The 23,668-nt window shown below is 64.7% G+C and carries 24 protein-coding genes and 1 tRNA gene; 4 read left to right on the top strand and 21 right to left on the bottom strand.

All coding sequences use genetic code 11. The features are described 5' to 3' along the window. Window positions 1-369: 369 nt before the first annotated feature. From HU825_RS12975 to HU825_RS12905, 15 genes are all read right to left on the bottom strand, one after another. Window positions 370-588: a hypothetical protein gene (locus tag HU825_RS12975; RefSeq protein ID WP_043299039.1), complete on the bottom strand. Its 219-nt coding sequence runs from the start codon at window positions 586-588 to the stop codon at window positions 370-372. Between the two features lie 369 nt (window positions 589-957). Beyond that, a complete protein-coding gene (locus HU825_RS12970) occupies window positions 958-2,043 on the bottom strand; it encodes a CaiB/BaiF CoA transferase family protein (protein WP_234302172.1) in 1,086 nt (361 codons plus the stop codon). 65 nt (window positions 2,044-2,108) lie between these two features. Further along, window positions 2,109-3,728 carry a long-chain fatty acid--CoA ligase gene (locus HU825_RS12965; protein WP_234303405.1) on the bottom strand — a complete coding sequence of 540 codons (1,620 nt, stop codon included), beginning with the start codon at window positions 3,726-3,728 and terminating at the stop codon, window positions 2,109-2,111. Window positions 3,729-3,835: 107 nt separating this feature from the next. Next, a complete protein-coding gene (locus HU825_RS12960; protein ID WP_234302171.1) occupies window positions 3,836-4,969 on the bottom strand; it encodes an acyl-CoA dehydrogenase in 1,134 nt (377 codons plus the stop codon). Between the two features lie 10 nt (window positions 4,970-4,979). Beyond that, window positions 4,980-6,164, bottom strand: a complete 1,185-nt coding sequence (locus HU825_RS12955) for an acetyl-CoA C-acyltransferase (RefSeq protein WP_043299043.1) — start codon at window positions 6,162-6,164, stop codon at window positions 4,980-4,982. A gap of 11 nt (window positions 6,165-6,175) precedes the next feature. Next, window positions 6,176-6,943 carry an SDR family NAD(P)-dependent oxidoreductase gene (locus tag HU825_RS12950; RefSeq protein WP_234302170.1) on the bottom strand — a complete coding sequence of 256 codons (768 nt, stop codon included), beginning with the start codon at window positions 6,941-6,943 and terminating at the stop codon, window positions 6,176-6,178. Between the two features lie 159 nt (window positions 6,944-7,102). Continuing rightward, on the bottom strand, window positions 7,103-8,158 hold the full coding sequence (locus HU825_RS12945) for an AraC family transcriptional regulator (RefSeq protein WP_234302169.1): 1,056 nt from the start codon (window positions 8,156-8,158) through the stop codon (window positions 7,103-7,105). Between the two features lie 73 nt (window positions 8,159-8,231). After that, on the bottom strand, window positions 8,232-8,669 hold the full coding sequence (locus tag HU825_RS12940; protein ID WP_234302168.1) for a YqaA family protein: 438 nt from the start codon (window positions 8,667-8,669) through the stop codon (window positions 8,232-8,234). Window positions 8,670-8,802: 133 nt separating this feature from the next. Then, a complete protein-coding gene (locus tag HU825_RS12935) occupies window positions 8,803-9,819 on the bottom strand; it encodes a glutathione S-transferase family protein (RefSeq protein ID WP_234302167.1) in 1,017 nt (338 codons plus the stop codon). Window positions 9,820-9,904: 85 nt separating this feature from the next. Beyond that, complete coding sequence (locus HU825_RS12930; RefSeq protein WP_234302166.1) at window positions 9,905-10,888, bottom strand: glycosyl transferase family protein; 984 nt, start codon at window positions 10,886-10,888, stop codon at window positions 9,905-9,907. Beyond that, window positions 10,885-11,220, bottom strand: a complete 336-nt coding sequence (locus HU825_RS12925; protein ID WP_003290025.1) for a TusE/DsrC/DsvC family sulfur relay protein — start codon at window positions 11,218-11,220, stop codon at window positions 10,885-10,887. Before HU825_RS12925 ends, HU825_RS12930 begins: the two co-directional genes overlap by 4 nt. Further along, entirely contained in the window at window positions 11,217-11,519 is a 303-nt protein-coding gene (tusB, locus tag HU825_RS12920) for a sulfurtransferase complex subunit TusB (RefSeq protein ID WP_054094846.1), read from the bottom strand. The genes HU825_RS12925 and tusB overlap by 4 nt, the downstream gene beginning before the upstream one ends. After that, window positions 11,519-11,878: a sulfurtransferase complex subunit TusC gene (gene tusC, locus HU825_RS12915; RefSeq protein WP_054094845.1), complete on the bottom strand. Its 360-nt coding sequence runs from the start codon at window positions 11,876-11,878 to the stop codon at window positions 11,519-11,521. The genes tusB and tusC overlap by 1 nt, the downstream gene beginning before the upstream one ends. Next, window positions 11,878-12,270 (bottom strand): sulfurtransferase complex subunit TusD, encoded by a 393-nt coding sequence (gene tusD, locus HU825_RS12910; protein WP_234302165.1) that lies wholly within the window; start codon window positions 12,268-12,270, stop codon window positions 11,878-11,880. Before tusD ends, tusC begins: the two co-directional genes overlap by 1 nt. A gap of 91 nt (window positions 12,271-12,361) precedes the next feature. Continuing rightward, window positions 12,362-13,030, bottom strand: a complete 669-nt coding sequence (locus tag HU825_RS12905; protein ID WP_008570805.1) for a Bax inhibitor-1/YccA family protein — start codon at window positions 13,028-13,030, stop codon at window positions 12,362-12,364. 119 nt (window positions 13,031-13,149) lie between these two features. On the opposite strand from HU825_RS12905, the gene HU825_RS12900 reads away from it, so the two are divergent. Beyond that, window positions 13,150-13,239, top strand: a tRNA-Ser gene (locus tag HU825_RS12900). Between the two features lie 54 nt (window positions 13,240-13,293). On the opposite strand, the gene cysG is transcribed toward HU825_RS12900, so the two are convergent. The 6 genes from cysG to ftsK form a co-directional block, all read right to left on the bottom strand. Beyond that, entirely contained in the window at window positions 13,294-14,682 is a 1,389-nt protein-coding gene (gene cysG / locus HU825_RS12895) for a siroheme synthase CysG (RefSeq protein ID WP_077682441.1), read from the bottom strand. A 144-nt stretch (window positions 14,683-14,826) separates the two neighbouring features. Continuing rightward, on the bottom strand, window positions 14,827-16,107 hold the full coding sequence (gene serS, locus HU825_RS12890; RefSeq protein WP_043299062.1) for a serine--tRNA ligase: 1,281 nt from the start codon (window positions 16,105-16,107) through the stop codon (window positions 14,827-14,829). Window positions 16,108-16,178: 71 nt separating this feature from the next. After that, window positions 16,179-16,553 carry a fluoride efflux transporter CrcB gene (gene crcB / locus HU825_RS12885; protein ID WP_138299733.1) on the bottom strand — a complete coding sequence of 125 codons (375 nt, stop codon included), beginning with the start codon at window positions 16,551-16,553 and terminating at the stop codon, window positions 16,179-16,181. Further along, complete coding sequence (locus HU825_RS12880; protein WP_234302164.1) at window positions 16,550-17,875, bottom strand: replication-associated recombination protein A; 1,326 nt, start codon at window positions 17,873-17,875, stop codon at window positions 16,550-16,552. Before HU825_RS12880 ends, crcB begins: the two co-directional genes overlap by 4 nt. Window positions 17,876-17,934: 59 nt before the next feature. Continuing rightward, on the bottom strand, window positions 17,935-18,561 hold the full coding sequence (gene lolA, locus HU825_RS12875; protein ID WP_043299067.1) for an outer membrane lipoprotein periplasmic chaperone LolA: 627 nt from the start codon (window positions 18,559-18,561) through the stop codon (window positions 17,935-17,937). A 17-nt stretch (window positions 18,562-18,578) separates the two neighbouring features. After that, window positions 18,579-21,035: a DNA translocase FtsK gene (gene ftsK / locus HU825_RS12870; protein ID WP_197424561.1), complete on the bottom strand. Its 2,457-nt coding sequence runs from the start codon at window positions 21,033-21,035 to the stop codon at window positions 18,579-18,581. A 161-nt stretch (window positions 21,036-21,196) separates the two neighbouring features. Here ftsK and trxB point away from each other — a divergent pair, with 161 nt between their 5' ends. Genes trxB through HU825_RS12855 form a run of 3 tightly spaced genes read left to right on the top strand, consistent with a single transcriptional unit; the run spans window position 21,197 to window position 23,623 of the window. Further along, window positions 21,197-22,144 carry a thioredoxin-disulfide reductase gene (trxB, locus tag HU825_RS12865; RefSeq protein ID WP_043299071.1) on the top strand — a complete coding sequence of 316 codons (948 nt, stop codon included), beginning with the start codon at window positions 21,197-21,199 and terminating at the stop codon, window positions 22,142-22,144. A 38-nt stretch (window positions 22,145-22,182) separates the two neighbouring features. Continuing rightward, window positions 22,183-22,863, top strand: a complete 681-nt coding sequence (aat, locus tag HU825_RS12860) for a leucyl/phenylalanyl-tRNA--protein transferase (protein ID WP_234302163.1) — start codon at window positions 22,183-22,185, stop codon at window positions 22,861-22,863. 52 nt (window positions 22,864-22,915) lie between these two features. After that, window positions 22,916-23,623, top strand: coding sequence for an arginyltransferase (locus HU825_RS12855; protein ID WP_043299073.1), 708 nt, complete (start codon window positions 22,916-22,918; stop codon window positions 23,621-23,623). The last annotated feature ends 45 nt before the right edge of the window (window positions 23,624-23,668 follow it).

Here is a 23,668-nt window from a genome sequence, read left to right as displayed (position 1 = left end):
TTTTGTTGGAGTCGCTACGTGTTGTTTTTGTTGTGGGTTCTGCTTTCTTGTTCTTGTTGTGCAAGAGATAAAGCATTCGGCGTGCCATCTTTTGTAAATCCTTATTTTTCATAGACTTACGTTTTTAAGCAGACTCTCACGCGCAGGGAAAACGGGCACCATCGTTACCGTGCGCCCCAAGGCGTCGTTACATTTCTGTGAAGCGGTAACACCGGCACGCCGCTCAGCGCACACCACTGGGTCGCGGCCGCACAATGTGCGACGCCTCGAAAAGCCGGAAAATGGGAAGGGGCAGCCGCGGGAACCCGGCGGCTGCCTGCGTTCTATCGGAAGGGCGTCGACGCCATGGGTTGCGCCGACGCTTCGTGCTCAGGCGCGGATTGCCGATTGCAGCGCATCTTCCTGACGCTTGGCCAGCAGATCGGAGGCCGCAAGTGCGAGCAGTGGAACCAAGCCTACATTCAGGGCCACGCTCCAGGACCCGATCAAACCAATGAACAACATGCCGGCCACAACAATGGCAGCGATGCAATGCGCGCAGAAGCGGCATAGCTCAAGTGCAACTACAGGCTCGTTGTAATTGTTCATGACGTCTGACTCCCCGCTTTTTGTTGTAATAATTGGCATCTACATTAAGGGTAGCCAGCTCTCGTGCCGATGCAATTCAAACCGACGCGCGGCTCGTCTAGGTCGAGCGTTACAGGCGGATGAACATTGGTTTACAGGCACTTCTGCAACATCCCGTCGACAGTCTACGCACCACCTCAAGTTCATCTGCTTATTCAACTTCTGATATCCCGCCCGCCTCTTCGTTGCGGCATCGAGACCAAGAGGCTTTAGTGAATCGGCGTGAATTACGGATTGTCGAACAATGAACTTCGCCCATTCATCACCTGTTCGTGAGCGTGAACCGCCAAGCCGGCAGACGCACGCGGCGGGCAACAGCGACAGCTCACATCAATCCCAGCGGGCGTCCGCTTCCACTACGCGCAGCGTGCGCCGGGCCTTGCCGGGAGTGCGTGAGAATCGCGGTGCAGGCGCCGCTTGCAACTTGCCGTCGACCTCCTGATAGACGCCACGCTGGCGCATATGAACATGCCCGGCCGCCTCGTCCAGAGGCAGTACCGGAGCGAAGCAAGCATCGCTGCCCTCCAGCAAGGCGCACCATTCGGCCTGGCTGCGGCTGGCGAACAACCGTGCCAGCACGTCGCCCTGCTCGGCCCAGGCAGCCGGGTCCGCGCAGCCCTCCCAAAGCGCTTGCGGAGCGTCGATGCGTTCGAGCAACTCGCGCCAGAACGGCGGCTCCAGCGCGCCGATGGCAATCTCGCGGCCATCGGCGCAGAGGTAACACCGGTAGTTCGGCGCCGCGCCACTCAGTGGATTACGCTCGCGCTGCATCTCGATACGCCCGCTGGGTAACAGCCCGGCAAAGAAGGTCATCAGCGACGACACGCCATCGACGATCGCCGCATCGATCACCTGCCCTTGGCCCGAGCGCTCGCGCTCCCACAGTGCGGCGAGGATACCCACCGCAAGGTACAGCGAGCCGCCACCGAAATCGCCGACCAGATTCAGCGGCGGCACCGCCGGCCCGCTCTCGCCGCGGATCGCGGCCAGCGCACCGGTCAGCGCGATATAGTTGATGTCGTGCCCGGCCGCCTGGGCCAGCGGTCCGGTCTGGCCCCAGCCAGTCATGCGGCCGTAGATCAGCCGCGGATTGCGCGCCAGCAGCTCGTCCGGCCCCAGGCCCAGGCGCTCCATGACGCCCGGACGGAAGCCCTCGATCAGCACATCGGCGCCCTGCGCCAGTTCCACGCAGCGCGCCCGCCCGGTAGCGTTGCGGATATCCAGAGTCACCACCGTGCGACCGCGGTCGACCACCGGGTTCGCCCATCCCGTACCGCCCTCGCGCTCGACGCGCAGCACCTCGGCGCCCATGTCCGCGAGCAGCATCGCGCAGTGCGGTCCGGGACCGATGCCGGCGAACTCCAGCACGCGCAGGCCACGCAGCGGTCCCTGACGATCCTGCTCGGTCTCGCTCATCGTCCCTCCCCTTTCTGGCTCCCTCAGGCGCTCCGCGTCGATGCGAGAGCACCGTGCGGCGACGACTACTGGTTCGCCGCATTAAGCGACTTGTCGATTAGATGGTCGCGGTAGCGCTCGCGCAGCACTTTCTTGTCGATCTTGCCCGTGGCCGTCAGCGGCACAGCGTCGAAGACCACCGCATCGGGCATCCACCACTTGACGATGTTCGGTTCCAGATGCGCGAGGACCGATTCGGCGGTGACCTCGGCATCACCATGTGGCTCGATCACCAGCAGCGGGCGCTCCTCCCACTTCGGGTGGAACACGCCGACCACCGCCGCAACCTTCACCCCGGGGCACGCGGCGGCGACGTTCTCGATATCGATGGAACTGACCCACTCGCCGCCGGACTTGATTACGTCCTTGCTGCGATCGGTGATGCGCATGAAGCCATCGGCATCCAACGTGGCGATGTCGCCGGTATCGAACCAGCCGTCCTCGTCCAGCGCACTGGTTTCGCTCCGGTAGTAGCGTTCCACCGTCCACGGGCCGCGCACCTTGAGACGACCGGCACTGACTCCGTCGCGCGGCAATTCGCGGCCCTTTTCGTCCACCACCCGCAGTTCGATGCCGAACTGCAAGCGCCCCTGGCGCGTCCAGACGGTATCGTTGACGGCCTGCTGACCACGCCCGGCCAATCTGGGCGTCGGCGTGGCCACTACCCCCAACGGGCTGGTTTCGGTCATGCCCCAGAGCTGGCAGACCGCAACGCCGTAGCGGGTCTGGAAGGTTTCAGCCATCGCGCGGGGCACTGCGGAACCGCCGATCACCAACCGCGCGAGCGTGCCAGCATCCTCGCCGCTGCGCTCAAGGTGGGTCAGGTACATGGTCCAGATAGTCGGCACGCCACCGGAGATGGTCACGCCTTCGCTCTGGATAAGCTCCTGCAGGCTCGGGCCGTCCATCCGGTCGCACGGCAGGACGAACTTGCAGCCATTGATCGCCGCGGCGTACGGCAAACCCCAGGCAGTGCCGTGGTAGAGCGACGAGCACGGCATGATGCAATCGAAGGCGGACAGGCCGAAGGCACCGGACAGCCCCGCCGCCATCGCGTGCAGCACCACGGAACGGTGACTGTACAGCACGCCCTTGGGATCGCCGGTGGTACCGGAGGTGTAACAGAGCACGGCGCCGGCGTTCTCGTCGAACTGCGGCCAGTCGAGCGGCATTGCGGCAGCGATCAGTCGCTCATAGCCCTGCACCTCAGCCATTGCGGAAACGGGCTGGGCTGCCAGCTCGATGAAATGACGGATCTTGTCCAGCCGCGGACGCAACCGGGCGACGCATTCGGCGAAGGAGCTGTCGAACAGCAACACCTGACTGCCGGCGTGGTTGATCGTGTAGACGATCTGCTCGTCCGACAGCCTCGGGTTGGCGGTGTGCAGCACCGCGCCGATACCCGGCACCGCGAAGAACAGCTCGTAATGCCGATGGGTGTTCCACGCCAGCGACGATACACAGTCGCCAGCGTCGATACCGAGGCTGCGCAGCATCGTGGCAGCCTGGGCCGCGCGGCTGGCCAGGCCGGCGTAGTCGTAGCGCCAGAGCGGCTCGCCGACCAGCCGCGAGACAATCTCGCGATCGGCGTGAGCGCGCGCGGCGTGGGCGAGGATGCCGCTGATCAACAGGGGCGCGTTCTGCATCAAGCCTGTCTGCATGTTTCCTACCTCGTCTTGTTTTTATTTTCAGGTGGCCGGCGTGTCCCGGCTGTGCTCGGCACGGCGGCTCGCCGCGCCGCATGACGCTTCGTTCACGCGCCCAGGTTGCGCGCGATGACCAGGCGTTGGATGTCGCTGGTGCCCTCGTAGATCTGGCAGACGCGCACATCGCGGTAGATACGCTCCACCGGGAAGTCGGCCAGGTAGCCGTAACCGCCGAGCGTCTGGATCGCCGCCGAGCAGACCTTCTCCGCCATCTCCGAGGCGAACAGCTTGGCCATCGAGGCCTCTACCAATGCCGGCCGTCCGACCTCGCGCAGCGCCGCGGCGTGATGCACCATCTGCCGCGCCACGGCGATCTGGGTCGCCATGTCGGCCAGGCGGAAGGCCACCGCCTGGTGCTCGATGATCGGCTTGCCGAAGGCTTCGCGCTCCCTGGCGTAGTCGCGCGCCGCTTCGAAGGCGGCGCGGGCCATGCCCACCGCCTGGGCGGCGATGCCGATGCGTCCGCCTTCCAGGTTGGCCAGGGCGATGCGGTAGCCCTCACCCTCCTCGCCCAACCGGTTGGCGACCGGCACACGCAGGTCCTCGAAGGCGATCTGGCAGGTATCCGAGGCGTGCTGGCCGAGCTTGTCCTCGACCCGTACCACCTGATAGCCAGGGCTGTCGGTGGGCACGATAAAAGCACTGATGCCGCGCTTGCCGGCGTCCGGGTCCGTCACCGCAAAGACGATCACCGTGCCGGCATGCTTGCCGGAGGTGATGAACTGCTTGGCACCGTTGAGCACATAGTCATCGCCGTCGCGTCGGGCACGGGTACGCAAGCTGCTGGCGTCGGAGCCGGCCTGCGGTTCGGTGAGGGCGAAGGCGCCGATCTGCTCGCCGCGTGCCAGCGGCACGAGGAAGTCACGCTTCTGTTGCTCGGTGCCGAAACGCAGGATCGGCACGCAGCCCACCGAATTATGCACGCTCATGATGGTCGAGCAGGCGCCGTCGCCGGCGGCGATTTCTTCCAGCGCCATGGCGTACGCCAGGTAGCCGGTGTCGCTGCCGCCCCACTGCTCCGGCACCAGCATGCCGAAGAAGCCCAGCGCGGCCATCTCGCCGATGGCCTCGGCCGGAAAGCGATGGGCGCGACCCCACTGCTCGGCGAAGGGTTTGAGCCGCTCTTCGGCGAACTGCCGCGCCACCTCCGCGATGGCGCACTGGTCTTCGTTGGGCAGCATGGACACCTCCTCAGATCAGCTCGACAGCCATCGCCGTGGCCTCGCCACCGCCAATGCAGATCGCCGCCACGCCGCGCCGCAAGCCGCGCGCACGCAGCGCCGCCAGCAGCGTGACGAGGATGCGTGCGCCGGACGCCCCCACCGGATGCCCCAGCGCGCAGGCGCCGCCATTGACGTTAACCTTGGTGTGATCCAGCCCCAGCTCGCGCATCGCCACCATCGCCACCACGGCGAAGGCTTCGTTGATCTCGAATAGATCGACGTCCTCGAGGCGCCAGCCAGTGCGCTCCATCAGCTTGCGGATCGCCCCGATCGGCGCGGTGGTAAACAGGTTCGGTGCATCGGCGTAGGCCGCGTGGCCGTGGATCACCGCCTGCGGCTGCAGCCCCCAGCGCTCGGCCTCGGATCGGCGCATCAGCAGCAGCGCGGCGGCGCCGTCGGAAATCGAACTGGAGTTCGCGGCGGTCACCGTGCCGCCTTCGCGGAACGCCGGCTTCAGGCTCGGGATCTTCTCCGGCATGGCTTTGGGCGGCTGCTCGTCGTCGCGAATCGTGCGTTGCTGTTTGCCCTGGGTGACTTCCAGCGTGACGATTTCCTCGGCGAAACGCCCTTCGGCGATCGCCGCCTGCGCCCGGCGCAGCGACTCCAGTGCGTAGGCGTCCTGCGCCTCGCGGCTGAAGCCGAAGGTGTCGGCGCACTCTTCGGCGAACGAGCCCATCAGCCGACCCTTGTCGAACGAGTCCTCGAGACCGTCGAGGAACATGTGATCGAGCACCCGGCCATGGCCCATGCGGTAGCCGCCGCGGGCTCGGTCGAGCAGATACGGCGCGTTGGACATGCTCTCCATGCCGCCGGCAACGACGATGTCGGCGCTGCCGGCAAGCAGCTGGTCGTGCGCCAGGATCACCGTCTGCATGCCCGAGCCGCACATCTTGTTCACCGTGGTGCAGGTGGTGGCGCGGGTCAGCCCCGCCCCCAGCGCCGCCTGCCGCGCCGGCGCCTGGCCCTGTCCGGCCGGCAGCACACAGCCCATCAGTACGTCCTGCACGTTCTCCGGCGGCAGGCCGCTGCGTTCCACCGCGGCGCGGATCGCTGCCGCACCGAGCTGGGGCGCAGTCATGCCCAGCAGGTCACCTTGGAAGCCGCCCATCGGCGTGCGCGCGCTGCTGACGATTACGATCGGATCATCTTTCATGTGCATTTCCTTTATTTGGCGGCCATGCGCAAGGCACCGTCGAGACGGATCACCTCACCGTTGAGCATGCTGTTCTCGAAGATGTGCCGCACCAGCGCGGCGTATTCGGCGGGGCGGCCCAGACGGGGCGGGAACGGTACGCCGGCGGCCAGCGAGTCGCGGATTTCCTGGGTCATGCCGGCCATCATCGGTGTCTCGAACACGCCGGGGGCAATGGTCATCACACGGATACCGAAGCGCGCCAACTCGCGGGCGGCCGGCAGCGTCAGGCTGACGACGCCGCCCTTGGAGGCCGCATAGGCCGCCTGGCCGATCTGTCCGTCGAAGGCCGCGATGGACGCGGTATTGATGATCACGCCGCGCTCGCCGTTGGCATCCGGCGCGTTCTCGGCCATTGCCTCTGCGGCCAGGCGCAGCATATTGAAACTGCCGATCAGGTTGATGTCGACGATGCGGCTGAAACTGTCGAGGCCGTGCGGGCCATTACGGCCGAGGATTTTCTCGCCACCGGCAACCCCGGCGCAGTTGACCAACCCGTGCAGCGCACCGAAGTGCTGGCGGGCCGTCGTCACCGCGTGACGCGCGGCCTGTTCGTCGCGGATGTCGGCCCGCACGCCGAGTGCGCCGGCGCCGAGCACTTCGGCCTGGGCGATGGCCGCCGCCTCGTCGAGATCGGCCAGCACCACGCTGCCACCCGCCTCGACCAGCGCCTGTGCCGCGGCGGCACCAAGCCCCGAAGCACCACCGCTGATGAGGAATACCCTGTCGCGAATCTGCATGGCGCTCTCCCGTGCTTGTTGTTATTCGGTGCGAAGCCGGGATTCATCTTTAGACAGCGACACAGGAGCGGCAATGGCAGATCTACTCAACCTGCCTGAGCGTTTTGGCCAATGGCAAAGGGCAATCACGCCGGTGACGGGCGCTGCCTGGGCGTGCGGTCAGCGCTGTGTCGGCGCCAGGATCAAGTTGCGGTAGTGACCGGGATTGCTACCCGTCCACTTGCGAAACGCCTTGTAGAACGAGCTGACATCGGCGAAACCGAGCCGCTCGGCGATCTCGCCGTAGCTGACGCTGGCATCGGCCAACCACTGCGTGGCCATCTCCTGACGCAGTCCGTCCTTGATGGTCTGGTAGGGCTGGCCCGCTTCGGCCAGCCGGCGGCGCAACGTCGAGGCAGACATGCACAGGCGCTGCGCCAGCGTCGCCGCATCGGGCCACTGCTCCGCCGGCAGATGGCGCAGCTGCTGGCGGATGCGGCTGGCCAGGCTGGAATGATCGCGATAGCGCACCAGGATGTTCGCCGGCGCCTCGGCAAGGAAACTGTGCAGCTCGGCTTCGCTGCGCCGGACCGGCAGATCGAGCACTTCGGCGGCGAAGATGATGCGCGTCGAGGGACGCGCGAAGCGCAGGTTGTCGGAAAACATGACCCGGTAGTCGTCGGTGTACTCCGGCTCGGCGCAGCGCAATTCCACCGCCAGCAAGGGGATGCGCCGTCCCACCAGCCAGCAGGCCAGCCCGTGCAGCAGCATCCAGAACGTGAAATAGCAGAACGCCCGTGCGGGCTCGGAGGCGCGCTCGCGCAGCACGATCTCGGCAAGACTCTGGCTGCGGATCAGCTTGCCGTGAAAATTCTCCAACTCCAGGCCGAAGAAGCTCAGCGCCTGCTGCAACGCCTTTTCCAGGGTGGGTTGCTGGATGCAGCAGCGGCTGACGAAGACGAAACTGCCGGAACGCAGTCGACGCGGGTCCATGCCGAACAGTTCGTCATCGAAGCGCTGCGCCAGCCCGAGCCACAGCCGCGTGTAGTCGCGCACGTCGACACGCCCGTCCGGCTCGCGCAGACAGGCCGGATCGAGGCCCAGCTCGGCCAGCAGCTGCGCGCCCGTCAGATCGGCGCGCTCGAACGCGAGCAGCGCCTCGCGCACCAGGCGCACGGAGATGCTGTCACGTTGCGTAACGGTAAGGTGTGTGGTCGAAGACGGTGCGTGAGTCATGCGTGCCGAGGTATCCGCTGGACGTCGCTCGGGATCATCGTTCAGTCGGCTGCGGTTTCCAACCCGACGTCCGTCACATCCAGCCCAGCGTCAGGCCAACCACCATCAGATAGCGCGTCGTCTTGGCCAGCGCGACGATCAGCACGAAGCTCCACAGCGGCTCGCGCATCATCCCCGCTACCAGCGTCAGCGGGTCACCGATGATCGGCATCCAGCTGAGTAGCAAGGTCCAGCGACCGTAACGGTGATAGTGCTGCTGTGCGCGCGCCAGCTGCCGCTCGTTGACCGGAAACCAGCGCGTGTGGCGAAACCGCTCGACGTAGCGCCCCAGCAGCCAGTTCACCAGCGAGCCGAGCACGTTGCCGATGCTGGCCACCGCCAGCAATCCCCAGACGGCATAGCGCTCCGACAGCAGCAACCCCGCCAGCAGCGCCTCGGATTGCATCGGCAGCAGCGTCGCTGCGCCGAACGCTGCCAGAAAAAGGCCGAGATAGCCGGAAAGCCCCCACATCGATCGCGTCCATCCACCCTTGCTTGGCCGCGCAGTATGCACGGTGCATCGCTGCCGCGCCGCCTCGGCGGCAAATGGTGAGCAATGCCGCCGTTAGCTCAGGTGTGAATGACCGTTTGCGCAGCCGTCGCACTCAGGACAGAACGGCTGCAGCCGATCGATTGAAGATGCCCAGGCCCGGCAGGCGCTCGCGATCATGCGCGCGCTCCAGTTGCAGCGCCGGGCCCTGCGGCACGATGCCGTTGCCGTTGATCTGCCGATGGCTCTGATAGTAATGCCGCTTGATATGACCGTAATCCACCGTATCGGCGATCCCCGGCCACTGGTACAGCTCGCGCAGCCAGTTGGAGAGGTTCGGATAGTCCTCGATGCGCCGCAGGTTGCACTTGAAGTGGCCGTGGTACACCGCGTCGAAACGGATGAGCGTGGTGAACAGCCGCCAGTCGGCCTCGGTCAGGTACTCACCGGTGAGATAGCGCAGCTTGTGGAGGCGACGCTCCAGCCAGTCCAACGTACTGAACACCTGCGCGAAAGCCTCTTCATAGGCCTCCTGGCTGGTGGCAAAACCGGCCCGGTAGACGCCGTTGTTGACCGCCGGGTAGATACGCGCGTTGAGCGCGTCGATCTCGCCGCGCAACGGTTGGGGGTAGAGGTCGAGCGACGATCCGGTCAGGTGGTCGAAGGCGCTGTTGAAGATGCGGATCAGCTCGGAGGATTCGTTGTTGACGATGCGCTGCTGCTTGCGATCCCACAGCAGCGGTACCGTCACGCGGCCGTTGTAACGGGGATCGTCGCGAGTGTAGCGCTGGTGCAGGTAGCGGTCGTTGTCCAACGCATCGCCGCTGGAGCCGGTGCTGCGATCGAAGGTCCAGCCGTGGTCGGCCATCAGCCAGCTCACCACCGAGACGTCGATCAGGCTTTCGAGCCCCTTGATCTTGCGGTAGATCAGCGTGCGGTGGGCCCACGGACAGGCAAGCGAAACATACAGGTGGTAGCGCCCGGCCTCGGCCTTGAATCCCGGCTGACCATCGGCAGCCGGCTTACCGTCCGCGGTGATCCAGTGACGGCGCTTGGCCTGCTCACGCTCGAAACGTCCGTCGCGGCTTTCGTACCAGCGGTCATGCCACTGGCCATCGATCAACAATCCCATTCGTGCCTCCAGTTGTTTCTATTAGGAAGCACTCTAGAGACGATGGTTCGGTCGATGGGACCGAATGCTTGGTCTAACCGATCCGTCAGTTCGATGAATTGCGCTGCGCCCAGTAGCGTTGCGCCAGCTCGAACGCCGTCTCACGCGGATGCCCGAGCCCGCGCAAGCCCAGCGCCATGCTCGCCACCACGGCCAGCTCGCCGTAGGCGTCGCTGGCGCGGCCATGCCAGACGTCGAGCAGGTGCTGCGGCTCGAGCGTCGCAGGCTTGACATGGCGTTGCGCCGATTGCGCCGGCCACTCCTCGTCCCAGGCCTGGCCGGCGGTGGCGCCGTACAGATGGGAAATGTTGTCCGGGTTGATTTCGATCTCGCCGCCCTCGCCCTTGATCACGATGGCGTGGTCGCCCAGCAACCGGCTCGCCTCCCGGTGGGTGTCCTGATAGCCGGGATGGAAGATGCTCTGCAAACCGCAGCGCGCGTCCAGCGGATTGAGGATGCGCGCCAGCGAGTGGACCGGCGAGCGCAGGCCGAGCACGTTGCGCAGGTCGATCATGCGCTGCAGGGTCGGCATCCAGGCACCGAGCGGGATGAACGCCAGACCGTCGCGATCGAGCGTGGCCCCTACTTCCTGCCAGCTGGCACAGCGCGCAATGCCGAGCCTATCGAGCAACTGCTCGCTGTAGAGGCGCCCGGCGGTGTGCGCGCCGCCGCCATGCATCAGGATGCGTACACCGTTACCAGCGAGGCATTTCGCAGCAAGCAGATACCACGGCAGATGACGCTTCTTGCCGGCATAGCTCGGCCAGTCGAGATCGACCGCAATGTTCTGCTCGCCCACCCGCGCACGCACCGCGTCGGTGAAGCCGGCCAGCTCCTCGGCGCTCTCCTCCTTGTGCCGCAGCAACATGAGAAAGGCGCCGAGCTGAGCCTCCTCGACCTGACCATCAAGCAGCATGCCCATTGCCTCGCGGGCCTCCTCGCGGGTCAAGCCGCGTGCGCCCCGCTTGCCCTTGCCAAGAATGCGCACGAAAACGGCAAACGGATGCTCTTCAGGGGTAACCAGACTCATAGACAATTGCTCGGTTTGGGCAGGCCCGCCAGCTTGGCGGCCAGCTTGGCGGGGGTGCCGTTGAATAGACGATTGAGGTGCAGGCTGTTGCCCTTTTCCGCGCCCAGCTTGAGCGCGACGTACTTGATCAGCGGCCGGGTGGCCGGTGACAGCTGGAACTCGCGATAAAAGTCGCGCAGCAGATGGATGACTTCCCAATGCGCGGCTTCGAGCGCCAGCCCTTCCCGCTCGGCGAGCGCCTGGGCCACGTCCTCGTTCCATTCGGCGAGATCACGCAGGTAGCCGTCGTCGTCCAGCTCGATGTGCCGACCGTCCACGTTCAGGACGCTCATAGCCAGCTGTTGACCCGTTCGAAGCGGCCGCACAGCTCAACGAAGCCCGGGTAATCGAGCAGCGTCACCCGCGCAGGCAGTTCGCCGAGCGCGCGAGCCTCGACATCTTCGGCCAGGGCGAACAGCGCAACGTCTGCCGCAAGCTGTTCGAGCTGGCCACGCTGGGCCGTGGTGGCCCGCAGCGCATACACGGCATCGCCGCAAAGCAGCAGGCCATCGCCCGCGCCGAGCAGTGGCAGGCAGCCGGCGAAATGGTCGCTGGCGAAAGGTGAAGCGGAAAGAACGTGCAGGGTCGCCATCAGAGAGTGATCACATGGTCGTAGCGATTGATGAGTGCGCGCAGGCCGGCATCGTCGAGCGGCTCCACCGGCAGGCTCAGCGGCTGCCCCTCTAGGCCGCGCTCGGCAAGACTGCGCGACGCGACGTAGAGCGCCTCGACGCCGAACAGCGACAAGGCCTGCAGGTTGGCACCGAGGTCTTTCTGCTGCAGGCACGCGGCCTGCTGCCCCGGCACCAGCTGGAACACGCCGTCGTCGAGGAACAGCAAGCCCAGCGGCAGCTCGAACGCGCCACCGGCCAGCACGATATCCAGCGCCTCACGCGAGCCCGGCCCGGACCAGGGCGACTGACGGCTGATGATCAGCATCGAACGCGCCATCAGTCACCTCCAAAGCAGATCAGACGGTCGGCCTGTTGCGCCGCCTCGTGCAGCTGACCCAGACCGGAAAGCTCCCAGCCCGCGGCCAGGTTGGCCGCAGCGCGCGCATAGCGGCGCGCCTCCTGCTCGTCCAGCACACCACGGCGCAGGCCGGCGGCGATGCACACCACGCCGTCCAGCTGATGTGCAGCGATGAAGCGACTCCACTCACCAGCGACATCCAGCTCGTCCTGGGCGGTCACGATGTTGGCCGACGCGCTGTGTACCCCGTCCTGATAGAAGAACAGCCGAACGATGTCATGTCCGCCGCCCAGCACCGCTTCGGCAAAGCGCAAGGCGCGGCGCGAGGCCGGCGCATGGGGAGGAGAAAACAGGGCGATCGCGAATTTCATGGCTCACCAGTGGGTTGCTGGGCCGACATGATACGCGAGCCGCAAAAACGAAAAAGCCCGCCGAAGCGGGCTCCATCGATCCGGCGCGCGATCAGTCGTCGCCGCCGAAGATGCCCAGCAGCTGCAACAAGCTGAGGAACAGGTTGTACAGCGAAACGTACAGGCCGATGGTGGCCATGATGTAGTTACGCTCGCCGCCGTGGATGATCGCGCTGGTCTGGAACAGGATGCAGGCCGAGGAGAACAGCACGAAGCCGGCGCTGATCGCCAGTTGTAGCCCGGTGATCTCGAAGAAGAAGCCGGCCAGCATGGCGCCGAGCAGAACGAAGAAGCCTGCGGTGATGAAGCCGCTGAGGAAGCTCATGTCCTTACGGGTGATCAGCACGTAGGCCGACAAGCCGAAGAACACCAGCGCTGTCATCGACAGTGCCGAGCTGATCAGCTCGCCGCCGTTGCTCAGGCCCAGATACATGTTCAGCACCGGACCGAGGGTATATCCCATGAAACCGGTCAGGGCGAAGGTGGAAACCAGGCCCCAGGCCGAATTGCGCAGTTTGGCGGTCAGGAAGAACAAACCGTAGAAGCCGATCAGCACCACGAAGATGTTCGGATACGCGGCGTTGGCCTGCATGGCGAGGTATGCGATCAGGCCGCTGAAGGCCAGCGTCATGGCCAACAGGCCATAGGTGTTGCGCAGGACCTTGCTGACTTCGCGCTGTTCGACCTGCGTGTGGCTAAGCGCGTATTCGTGTTCGTGCATGGCGACACTCCCGAGGATGAAAACGATTCGTCGGTGACTATAACAGAGCACCGGGAGCAGTTTGACGCGCAGTGTTTGACAGTGTGTTTCGATCCGGTACTATGGCGCCCGCTTCATGCGGAGGTGTGGCCGAGTGGTTGAAGGCAGCGGTCTTGAAAACCGCCGAAGGGGAGACTCTTCCGTGAGTTCGAATCTCACCGCCTCCGCCATCTGCATGACGAAAAAGCCCCGGCAATCCGGGGCTTTTTCATTTCTGACGAGCGTCAGGCCTCGGCGCCTTCGAACCAGGCCAGCTTTTCACGCAGCTGTACCACCTCGCCGACGATCAGCAGAGTCGGCGCCTGGACTTCCTGCGCGGCGATGAGCTCCGGCAGTTCGGCCAGCGTGCCGGTGAACACCCGCTGGGTGCGCGTCGTACCCTGCTGCACCAGTGCGGCGGGCGTGTGCGCAGCGCGGCCGTGCGCGATCAGTTCGCGGCAGATCATCGGCAACCCGACCAGCCCCATGTAGAACACCAGCGTCTGCGCCGGCGCCGCCAGCTCCGTCCACGGCAGATCGCAGGTGCCATCCTTGAGATGACCGGTGACGAAGCGCACCGATTGCGCGTGGTCGCGATGGGTCAGCGGAATCCCGGCGTAGGCGGCGCAACCGCTGGCCGCCGTGATGCCCGGGACCACCTGAAACGGCACGCCGTTGGCGGCCAGCTCTTCGATCTCCTCGCCGCCACGACCGAAGATGAACGGATCACCGCCCTTCAGGCGCAGCACGCGCTTGCCCTGCCGGGCCAGCTCGACGAGTTTCTGGTTGATCTGCTCCTGTGGCACCGCATGCTCGGAGCGCTGCTTGCCGACATAGATGCGATCGGCATCGCGCCGGCACAGGTCGACGATCGCCGGAGCCACCAGACGGTCGTAGAGCACCACGTCGGCCTGCTGCATCAGCCGCAGCGCACGAAAGGTCAGCAGATCGGGATCGCCCGGACCGGCGCCGACCAGATAGACCTCGCCCAGCGCACGCGGCGCGGCGCCGGCGAGTTTCTCCGCCAGCAGGCGCTCGGCCTCGGCGGTGCGACCGGCCAGCGCCTGTTCGGCGATGGGCCCCTGGAACGCCTCCTCCCAGAACACCCGGCGCTGCTGGACGTCGGAAAACCTCGCCTTGACCTTGGCACGAAACTGCTTGGCCAACCCGGCGAGCTGGCCATAGGCCGCCGGAATCCAGGTTTCGATACGCGCACGGATCAGCCGGGCCAGCACCGGGGCATCGCCACCGCTGGAAACCGCAATCACCAGCGGCGAGCGATCGACGATGGCCGGGAAGATCACGCTGCACAATTCCGGCGAATCCACCACGTTGACCGGCACGCCCAGCGCGCGGGCATCCTGCGAGACGCGAGCGTTGAGCGGCTGGTCGTCGGTGGCGGCAATCGCCAGCACACAGCCGGCAAGGTCGCCGTCGGCATAGCCGCGCGGCGCGATCGTGCCGCCCTGCTGTTCCACCAGCGCGACCAGCTGCGGATCGAGCTGTGGCGCAACCACCCGTAGAACCGCGCCAGCCTCGGACAGCAGCCGCGCCTTGCGCAAGGCGATATCGCCACCGCCGACGACCAGAACCAGACGGCCCTGGAGATTGTGGAACAGAGGAAGGTAATCCATGCGGCTCGATCCCGATTTCAGCTCAGTAGATAGGGGCATCTGAGCCGATCGGCATCGGCCTGCCCCTGTCGAAAATCAAGGATGGGCCATTTGCCGCAACGCCACGCGTGGGTCGCACGGCGTCCGCACCCATCTGCGCGAGGCCTAGCCGATGAGCTCGATACCGCCCATATACGGCTTGAGCACATCCGGCACGCGAATACTGCCGTCGGCCTGCTGGTAATTTTCCAGCACCGCGACCAGCGTGCGCCCCACTGCGAGGCCGGAGCCATTGAGGGTGTGCACCAGCTCCGGCTTGCCGGTCTCCGGGTTACGATAACGCGCCTGCATGCGCCGGGCCTGGAAGTCGCCGCAGTTGGAGCACGAGGAAATCTCGCGGTACTTGTCCTGGCTCGGCACCCAGACCTCCAGATCGTAGGTCTTGGTCGCACCGAAGCCCATGTCGCCGGTGCACAGCGCCAGCACGCGGTACGGCAGGCCCAGCAGCTGCAGGACCTTCTCGGCATTGGCGGTCAGGCTCTCCAGGGCCTCGAAGGATTTCGACGGTTCGACGATCTGCACCATCTCGACCTTGTCGAACTGGTGCTGGCGGATCATGCCGCGGGTGTCACGCCCGGAAGCACCGGCCTCGCTGCGGAAGCACGGTGTGTGCGCAACGAGTTTCAGCGGCAGCTCTTTGGCATCCAGGATCTCGCCAGCGACGATATTGGTCAGCGAGACCTCGGCGGTCGGGATCAGGTAGAAATCGGCCTCGCCTTCACGGCTGATCTTGAACAGATCTTCCTCGAACTTCGGCAACTGGCCAGTGCCTTGCAACGCCGGAGCCTGCACGAGATAAGGCGTATAGGCCTCTTCGTAGCCGTGCTCGCGGGTGTGCAGATCAATCATGAACTGCGCCAGCGCGCGGTGCAGGCGGGCGATAGGCCCGCGCATCAGGGCAAAACGCGCGCCGGAGAGCTTCGCTGCCGTCTCGAAGTCCAGCCAGCCATGCTGCTCGCCAAGCGCGACGTGGTCCTGTACGGGGAAGTCGAAGGTCGTCGGCGTACCCCAGCGACGTACCTCGACGTTCCCCTCCTCATCCTCACCGACCGGCACCGACTCGTGCGGCAGGTTGGGAATGCTGAGCATCAGCTGGTCCAGCTCGCCCTGGATGCGATCCAGCTCCTGCTTACCGGATTCGAGCTCCGAGCCCATGCGATCCACGTCGGCGAGCAGCGGCGCGATGTCTTCGCCGCGCTGCTTGGCCTGGCCGATGGACTTGGAGCGCGCATTGCGCTCGGCCTGCAGTTGCTCGGTGCGGGTCTGCACCACCTTGCGCTGGGCTTCCAGCGCCTCGATGCGCGCGACGTCCAGCTGGTAGCCGCGGGTGGCCAGGCGGGCCGCCACGTCCTGTAGCTGTGTGCGTACCAGTTTCGAATCAAGCATGGTGGGTCTCGTCTGTGAAAGCTTGGATGAAAGGCGAAGAGGGAACGGAGTTTACTTGAAGCCGTGCGGGTTCATAACCTTGCCAGCGCCAACCCGGCCCAGGCCGCCAGCAGGCCGCCGAGCACGCTGGAAGCGAGATAGCCGAAGGCGATTGCGATCTGCCCGCTCTCCAGCAATCGCAAGGCATCTAGCGAGAAGCTCGAGAAGGTCGTCAGCGCGCCGAGAAAGCCGATGATCAGTGCCCCCCGCAACTCCGGCGAGATCTCCGGGCGCAGCAGAAAGGTCGCGTAGAGATAGCCGATCAGCAGGCACCCGATGAGATTGACCGCCAGCGTGGCCAGATAGAACTGCCGCGGCCATTGGGTGCTGACCCAGGTGGAGATGGCAAAGCGCAGCAGCGTGCCGATCACGCCACCACAGGTGACGGCCAGAACCATGCGGATCATGGCTTTCTCCGTTGCAGCGGGCTTGCACGATCAAGCCGCGCCAGGTGTTCGAGCTTGTCGCGAATTTTGCTTTCCAGCCCGCGCGGAACCGGCTGGTAATAGCGACGCGGCTCCATCGCCTCGGGAAAATAATCCTCACCCGCGGCATAGGCGTCCGGCTCGTCGTGGGCGTAGCGGTACTCGTTGCCGTAACCCAGGTCCTTCATCAATCGGGTCGGAGCGTTGCGCAGGTGCAGCGGCACCTCCTGCGAGCCGTTCTCGGCGGCATCGCGCATGGCCGCCTTGAACGCGGTGTAGACGGCGTTGCTCTTGGGCGCGCAGGCAAGGTAGACAATCGCCTGCGCTACCGCCAGCTCGCCCTCGGGGCTGCCCAGACGCTCCTGCACATCCCAGGCATTCAGGCACAATGGCAGCGCTCGCGGATCGGCATTACCGATTTCCTCGCTGGCCATGCGCACCACGCGACGGGCGATGTACAGCGGATCGCAGCCGCCATCGAGCATGCGCGCGAACCAGTAGAGCGCGGCGTCCGGATTGGAACCGCGCACCGATTTGTGCAACGCCGAAATCTGGTCGTAGAACGCCTCGCCGCCCTTGTCGAAGCGTCGGCGGCTGTCGCCGAGCAGATCCTGCAGCAGATCGGGTCCGATCGAACCGCCCTCCTCGGCCAGATCCGAAGCATTTTCCAGCAGGTTGAGCAGGCGGCGACCATCGCCATCGGCAGCCGCCAGCAGCATCTGGAAGCTCTCTTCCGGCAGCTCGAGATGCAGATCGCCAAGCCCCTTCGGCTCGCTCAGCGCCCGCCCGACCAGCTTACGCAGCGCAGCTTCGTCGAGACTCTTGAGCACATAGACGCGCGCCCGCGAGAGCAGTGCGTTGTTCAGCTCGAAGGAGGGATTCTCGGTGGTGGCACCAATGAAGATCAGCGTGCCGTCTTCCACGTAGGGCAGAAACGCGTCCTGCTGCGACTTGTTGAAGCGATGCACCTCGTCGACGAACAGGATCGTGCGCCGGCCATACTGCGCCGCCTGCTGCTTGGCAATCTCTACCGCCTGGCGAATCTCCTTGACCCCGGCCAGCACCGCCGAAACGGTCTCGAAATGTGCGTCGGAAACCTTGGCCAGCAGCCGTGCTAGCGTGGTCTTGCCGACGCCCGGCGGCCCCCAGAACACCATCGAGTGCAACGCGCCCTGCTCCAGCGCCTCACGCAGCGGCTTGCCGCGCGCGAGCAGATGCTCCTGCCCGACGTACTCGTCGAGGCTGGCCGGGCGCAACCGCGCGGCGAGCGGTTGGGCAACGGGTTCGCGGCTGAACAGGTCCATCGCGGACGGCTACCTCTATTGGCAAGGCCCGGAACATACGGGCCTCGGGCAACGGCCGATCACTCGGAAATGACGTCGGCGCCTTCGGGAATCTCGAAGGTGAACAGATCGGCCTTCAGCGGCTGGTTCATCTTCACCCCCATGAACAGGATATTGGTGCGCTGGCCAACACTGTCGATTAGCTGCATGTCGTTGATCACCCCGCCGCGAAAGGACAGACGCAGATTGTCGAACAACGTGTCCTTGGCCTTCGGCTTGAGCGTGAAGTCGACCACATCGCCCGCCTCCTTGTGGGAGACCTCGAAGTTTTCGCTGATGGTCGATACGTCGCCCGACAACAGCAGCGCCGGCGTATGGGTCAGCCGCTGGTCGAGCTTCTGGATGGTGACCTGCTCCAGGTCCGGATCATACAGCCAGACCTTTTCGCCGTTGGAGACCAGCAGCTGCTCCATCGGCGCGTCGGTATGCCAGCGAAACTGCCCGGGGCGCTTGAGCGCCAGCTCGCCGGAGGTCTCCTGCAGCTGGGTACCGCTGCCATCGAGCGACAACTGGGAAAAGCGCCCGGTCAGGGTCTCGGCCTGGCTGAGCAGCCCGGTGAGACGCTTGGTCGATGTTGCCTGGTCGGCATGCGCCGGAGACAGCGCGACCAGCAGGACGGATGCACACAGCAAACGGATCAATTGCATGAAGCCCTCGAAGCGAGTCAATCGCGCATAGGTGGCGGCGCGAGGACTTCGCGCGAGCCATTGGTGTTCATGGAAGTCACCACGCCGGCCATTTCCATGGCCTCGATCATCCGCGCGGCGCGGTTGTAACCGATCTTCAACTTACGCTGCACAGCGGAAATCGACGCGCGACGGCTTTCGGTAACGAAGCGCACGGCCTCGTCGTACAGCGGGTCCTCCTCGCTGCCTTCGCCACCGCCCTCGCCGGCGCCGCCGTCGAAGCCACTGCCGGCTTCTTCCACGCCTGCGAGGATTTCTTCGATGTAATCCGGTGCGCCACGGGCCTTCCAGGCTTCAACCACACGGTGCACCTCGTCGTCGGAGACGAAGGCGCCATGCACGCGGATCGGTAGGCCGGTGCCCGGCGGCAGGTAAAGCATGTCGCCATGGCCGAGCAATTGTTCGGCGCCGCCCTGGTCGAGGATGGTGCGCGAGTCGATCTTGCTCGAAACCTGAAACGCCATGCGAGTCGGAATGTTCGCCTTGATCAGCCCGGTGATCACGTCGACCGACGGCCGCTGGGTGGCGAGAATCAGATGTATGCCCGCCGCACGCGCCTTCTGCGCGATACGCGCGATCAGCTCTTCGACCTTCTTGCCGACGATCATCATCATGTCGGCGAATTCGTCGACCACCACGACGATAGTCGGCAGCGCCTTCAGCAGCGGCGGCTGGTCGTCCATGCTCTCGCGTCGGAACAGCGGATCGGTCAGCGGTGTGCCCGCCTCCTCGGCTTCCTTGATCTTGCGATTGAAGCCGGCCAGGTTACGCACGCCCATCGCCGCCATCAGCTTATAGCGCCGCTCCATTTCGGCGACGCTCCAGCGCAACGCGTTGGCAGCCTCCTTCATGTCGGTGACCACCGGGCAGAGCAAGTGCGGGATACCCTCGTAGATCGACAGCTCGAGCATCTTCGGATCGATCATGATCAGTCGCGCCTCTTCGGGCGTGGACTTGAACAGGATCGACAGGATCATTGCATTGACTCCTACCGACTTACCGGAACCGGTCGTACCGGCCACCAGCAGGTGCGGCATCTTCGCCAGATCGGCGATGACCGGCTTGCCGCCGATGTCATGGCCGAGCGCCAGGGTGACCGGCGACTTGGCGTCGTCATACGGCGCCGACGACAGCACCTCGGAGAAGCGCACGATCTGACGATCCTCGTTGGGAATCTCGATGCCGACGGTGGTCTTGCCGGGAATCACTTCCACCACCCGCACGCTGATCACTGCCAGCGAGCGCGCCAGGTCCTTGGCCAAGTTGGAGATACGGCTGACCTTGACGCCCGCAGCTGGCTGGATTTCGAAGCGAGTGATCACCGGCCCCGGATGCACGGACTCGACGACCACCTCGACGCCGAACTCCTTGAGCTTGATCTCCAGCAGCCGCGACATCGCCTCAAGGGACTCCGGCGAGTACTGCTTCTGCTGCTTCTCGGCCGCATCGAGCAGCGAGATCGGCGGCAAACTGCCTTCGACCAGTGGATCGACGAACAGCGTGGCCTGCTTTTCCTTGAGCACGCGTTTGCTCGGCTCGGAAGGCTTCGACGGTGGTGGCGGCGCGATCACCGGCGCGACGCGCTTGTCGCGCTCGCTCATGTGTCGGGCCAGCGCCTCGTCACGCTCGATGATGCGTTCCTTGACCTTGGCCTGCTCGCGGCGGTCGCGAACCATCGGTGCGGCCACTTCGCTCACCACGTCGTCGACCTCGCGCAACTGCGCGACCAGCTGTTTGCGTTCGGCACGGGCGTTCCACCAGCGGCTGGAGACGCTCTGAATCAGCTCGATGAGATCCAGCGTGATCTTGCCGGTCAGGTCCATGACCTTGAACCACGACAGATCGGTAAAGACGGTCAGACCGAACAAAAACAGCGCCAGTAGTGCGAGCGTGCTGCCCTGCACGTTCAGCGAGAGAACCGCGAACTGCCCCAGACTCTCGCCCAACGCGCCCCCGGACGAGGCCGGCAGCCCTTCGGCTGACTGAAAATGGATATAGGCCAGCGCCGAACCGGAAAGGACCAGAATCACCAAACCGATCAACCGCCAGGAAAACAGCCAGCCATTCCACCGCCAAGCCTCATGCCGCGCGCGGAATACCTGCCAGGTTTTGACTCCCAGCAACAACGGAAACACATAGGCGAAATAGCCCAGCACCATGAACAGCACATCGGCAAACCAGGCGCCGGCCCGGCCGGCGGCGTTTTGCACCTGCTGAACATTGCTGGTGTGGGTCCAGCCCGGATCGGAAGGATCGTAGGTGAGCAATGCCATCCAGAGGTAGGCACACAGGGCACCCAGGGCGATCAGTGCGCCCTCCTTCAGGCGGTAATGCAACTGCTGGCGCCAGACGGCTGCTGGCGCAGTAGAGGAGGAATTCTTCAAAACGCTGTATTTCCTGCGCCTGCGGCGCCTCGATGAACCGTAGTCAGCCAGAACCCCGGCATTGTACGGGTTTGTCGGTTCGATCGCATGCCGGTTCCGCGTCGGCTTGGGCTTTTGGCGATGCTTCGGTGTAGCATAAACGCCGGTTTTCGCAGCGCGGCTCGACTGGAGCACGCTTCTCTATTCGCAACAAAGGCTTATGAGGGCTTTTTATGGGTGAAGTCAAGCATTCGCGTCTGATCATTCTCGGCTCGGGCCCTGCCGGATATACCGCCGCGGTGTACGCCGCGCGCGCCAACCTGAAGCCGCTCATGATCACCGGCATCCAGCCCGGTGGCCAGCTGACGACCACCACCGAAGTCGACAACTGGCCCGGTGACGTCGAAGGCCTCACCGGCCCGGATCTGATGGTCCGTATGCAAAAGCACGCCGAGCGCTTCGACACCGAGATCGTCTTCGATCACATCCATACGGCACAGTTGCAACAGCGCCCGTTCACGCTCCAGGGGGACAGCGGCACCTATACGTGCGATGCGCTGATCATCGCCACGGGCGCCTCCGCGCAGTATCTCGGCCTCCCCTCCGAAGAGGCCTTCTCCGGGCGGGGCGTATCCGCTTGTGCGACCTGCGACGGCTTCTTCTATCGCAATCAGGTGGTCGCCGTGATCGGCGGCGGCAATACCGCCGTCGAAGAGGCGTTGTACCTGTCGAATATCGCCAAGGAAGTCCACCTGATCCACCGCCGGGATAAGCTGCGCTCGGAAAAAATCCTGCAGGACAAGATCATGGAGAAGGCCGCCAACGGCAATATCCGCCTGCACTGGAACCATACCCTCGAGGAAGTTCTGGGCGATGCCAGTGGCGTCACTGGCGTACGCCTGAAGAACACGCTGACCAGCGAGGAATCGACGCTCGATCTGACCGGCGTATTCATCGCCATCGGCCACAAGCCCAACACCGATCTGTTCCAAGGACAGCTCGACATGAAGGATGGCTACCTGAAGATCAAGGGCGGCGGTGACGGCGATGCCACCTGCACCAGCATTCCAGGCGTGTTCGCCGCGGGCGATGTGGCGGACCATGTCTACCGCCAGGCGATCACTTCTGCCGGCGCGGGCTGCATGGCAGCGCTGGACGCTGAAAAGTACCTCGATAACTGACCGTTCGGCGGGGCGCTATCGCCCCGCCCTCTCGCCCTATGCTGACTTGGCTGCAACGCGATTCACTCGCCTTCCCCCCGCTGGATACGGCACTGCGCGAACCCAATGGATTGCTGGCAGCCGGCGGCGATTTGAGCCCGCAACGGCTGCTCGCCGCATATCGCCACGGCTGCTTTCCCTGGTATCAAGAGGGCCAGCCACTGCTGTGGTGGTCTCCCGAGCCGCGAACGGTGCTTTATCCGCACGAACTGCATGTTTCGCGGAGTCTGCGCAAGCGCATGCGCCAGGGCACTTATCGCGTCACCTTCGACCGAGCGTTTCGCGCGGTGGTCGAGGGCTGCGCCGCACCGCGCAGCTACGCCGACGGCACCTGGATCACCCGCGAGATGCAACTCGCCTATGGCGAACTCCATGACATGGGCGTTGCCCACTCCGTGGAGGTCTGGCGCAACGACGAACTGGTCGGCGGGCTCTATGGGTTGGCCCTTGGCCGCCTGTTCTTCGGCGAATCCATGTTCAGCCGCGCCACCGACGCCTCGAAAGTGGGCTTCGCCACACTGGCCGAGCATTTGCGTGACTGGGGTTTCGAACTGATCGATTGCCAGATGCCGACGCAGCATCTGGCCAGTTTCGGCGCCAGGGCAATACCGCGCGCAACATTTGCGCAGGCGCTGGCGACTTATATCGATCAGCCCAGCCAAGCCGACTGGAGCGCCTAGTCGGCCATGACAAGCTGACCTACACTGATCGCAAGATTTGCGAGAGTTGACCATGACTTCCCTGGCCCGCCTCAAATTCTATGCGACCCAGCCGCACCCTTGCAGTTACCTGCCCGACGAGCAGGCAACCACTCTGTTTCTCGACCCCAGCCAGCCAATGGATGTGCAGGTCTACGCAGAACTCTCGGAGATGGGCTTTCGACGCAGTGGCGATCATCTGTATCGCCCTCACTGCCAGCGCTGCTCGGCCTGTATTCCGGCGCGTATTCCGGCCACGGGCGTCAATCTGAGTCGTCAGCAGAAGCGCATCCTCAAGCGAAACGCCGACCTGCAGGTCAGGCCCGTCAAGCCAGCTTTCACAGAGGAGTATTACGCCCTTTACGCCAGCTATATCGAGAAACGCCACGCCGACGGAGACATGTATCCCCCGAGCCGCGACCAGTTCAACACATTTCTCGTTCGCGACCTCTCGTTCTGCCGCTTCTACGAGTTTCGCCTCGGCGGCCTCCTGAAGGCCCTGGCAGTCACTGACGTGCTCCCCAACGGCCTGTCGGCGGTGTACACGTTCTACGACGCCTCGGACGAACGGCGTAGCCTCGGCCGCTATGCCATTCTCTGGCAGATCGGCGAAGCTGCGCGCCTCGGACTGAAAGCGGTCTATTTAGGCTACTGGATCAAGAACTGCCGCAAGATGAATTATAAGACCGAGTACCGGCCCATCGAGCTGCTGGTCAACCAGCGCTGGGTGACGCTCAGCTGAAGTCCTTGGCTCATCCTGCCATTTCGGGCACAATGCTTGCCGCTT

This window comes from Pseudomonas phenolilytica, from assembly GCF_021432765.1.
GTDB lineage: Bacteria > Pseudomonadota > Gammaproteobacteria > Pseudomonadales > Pseudomonadaceae > Stutzerimonas > Stutzerimonas phenolilytica.
This window is presented reverse-complemented; position numbering and strand designations above follow the sequence as displayed.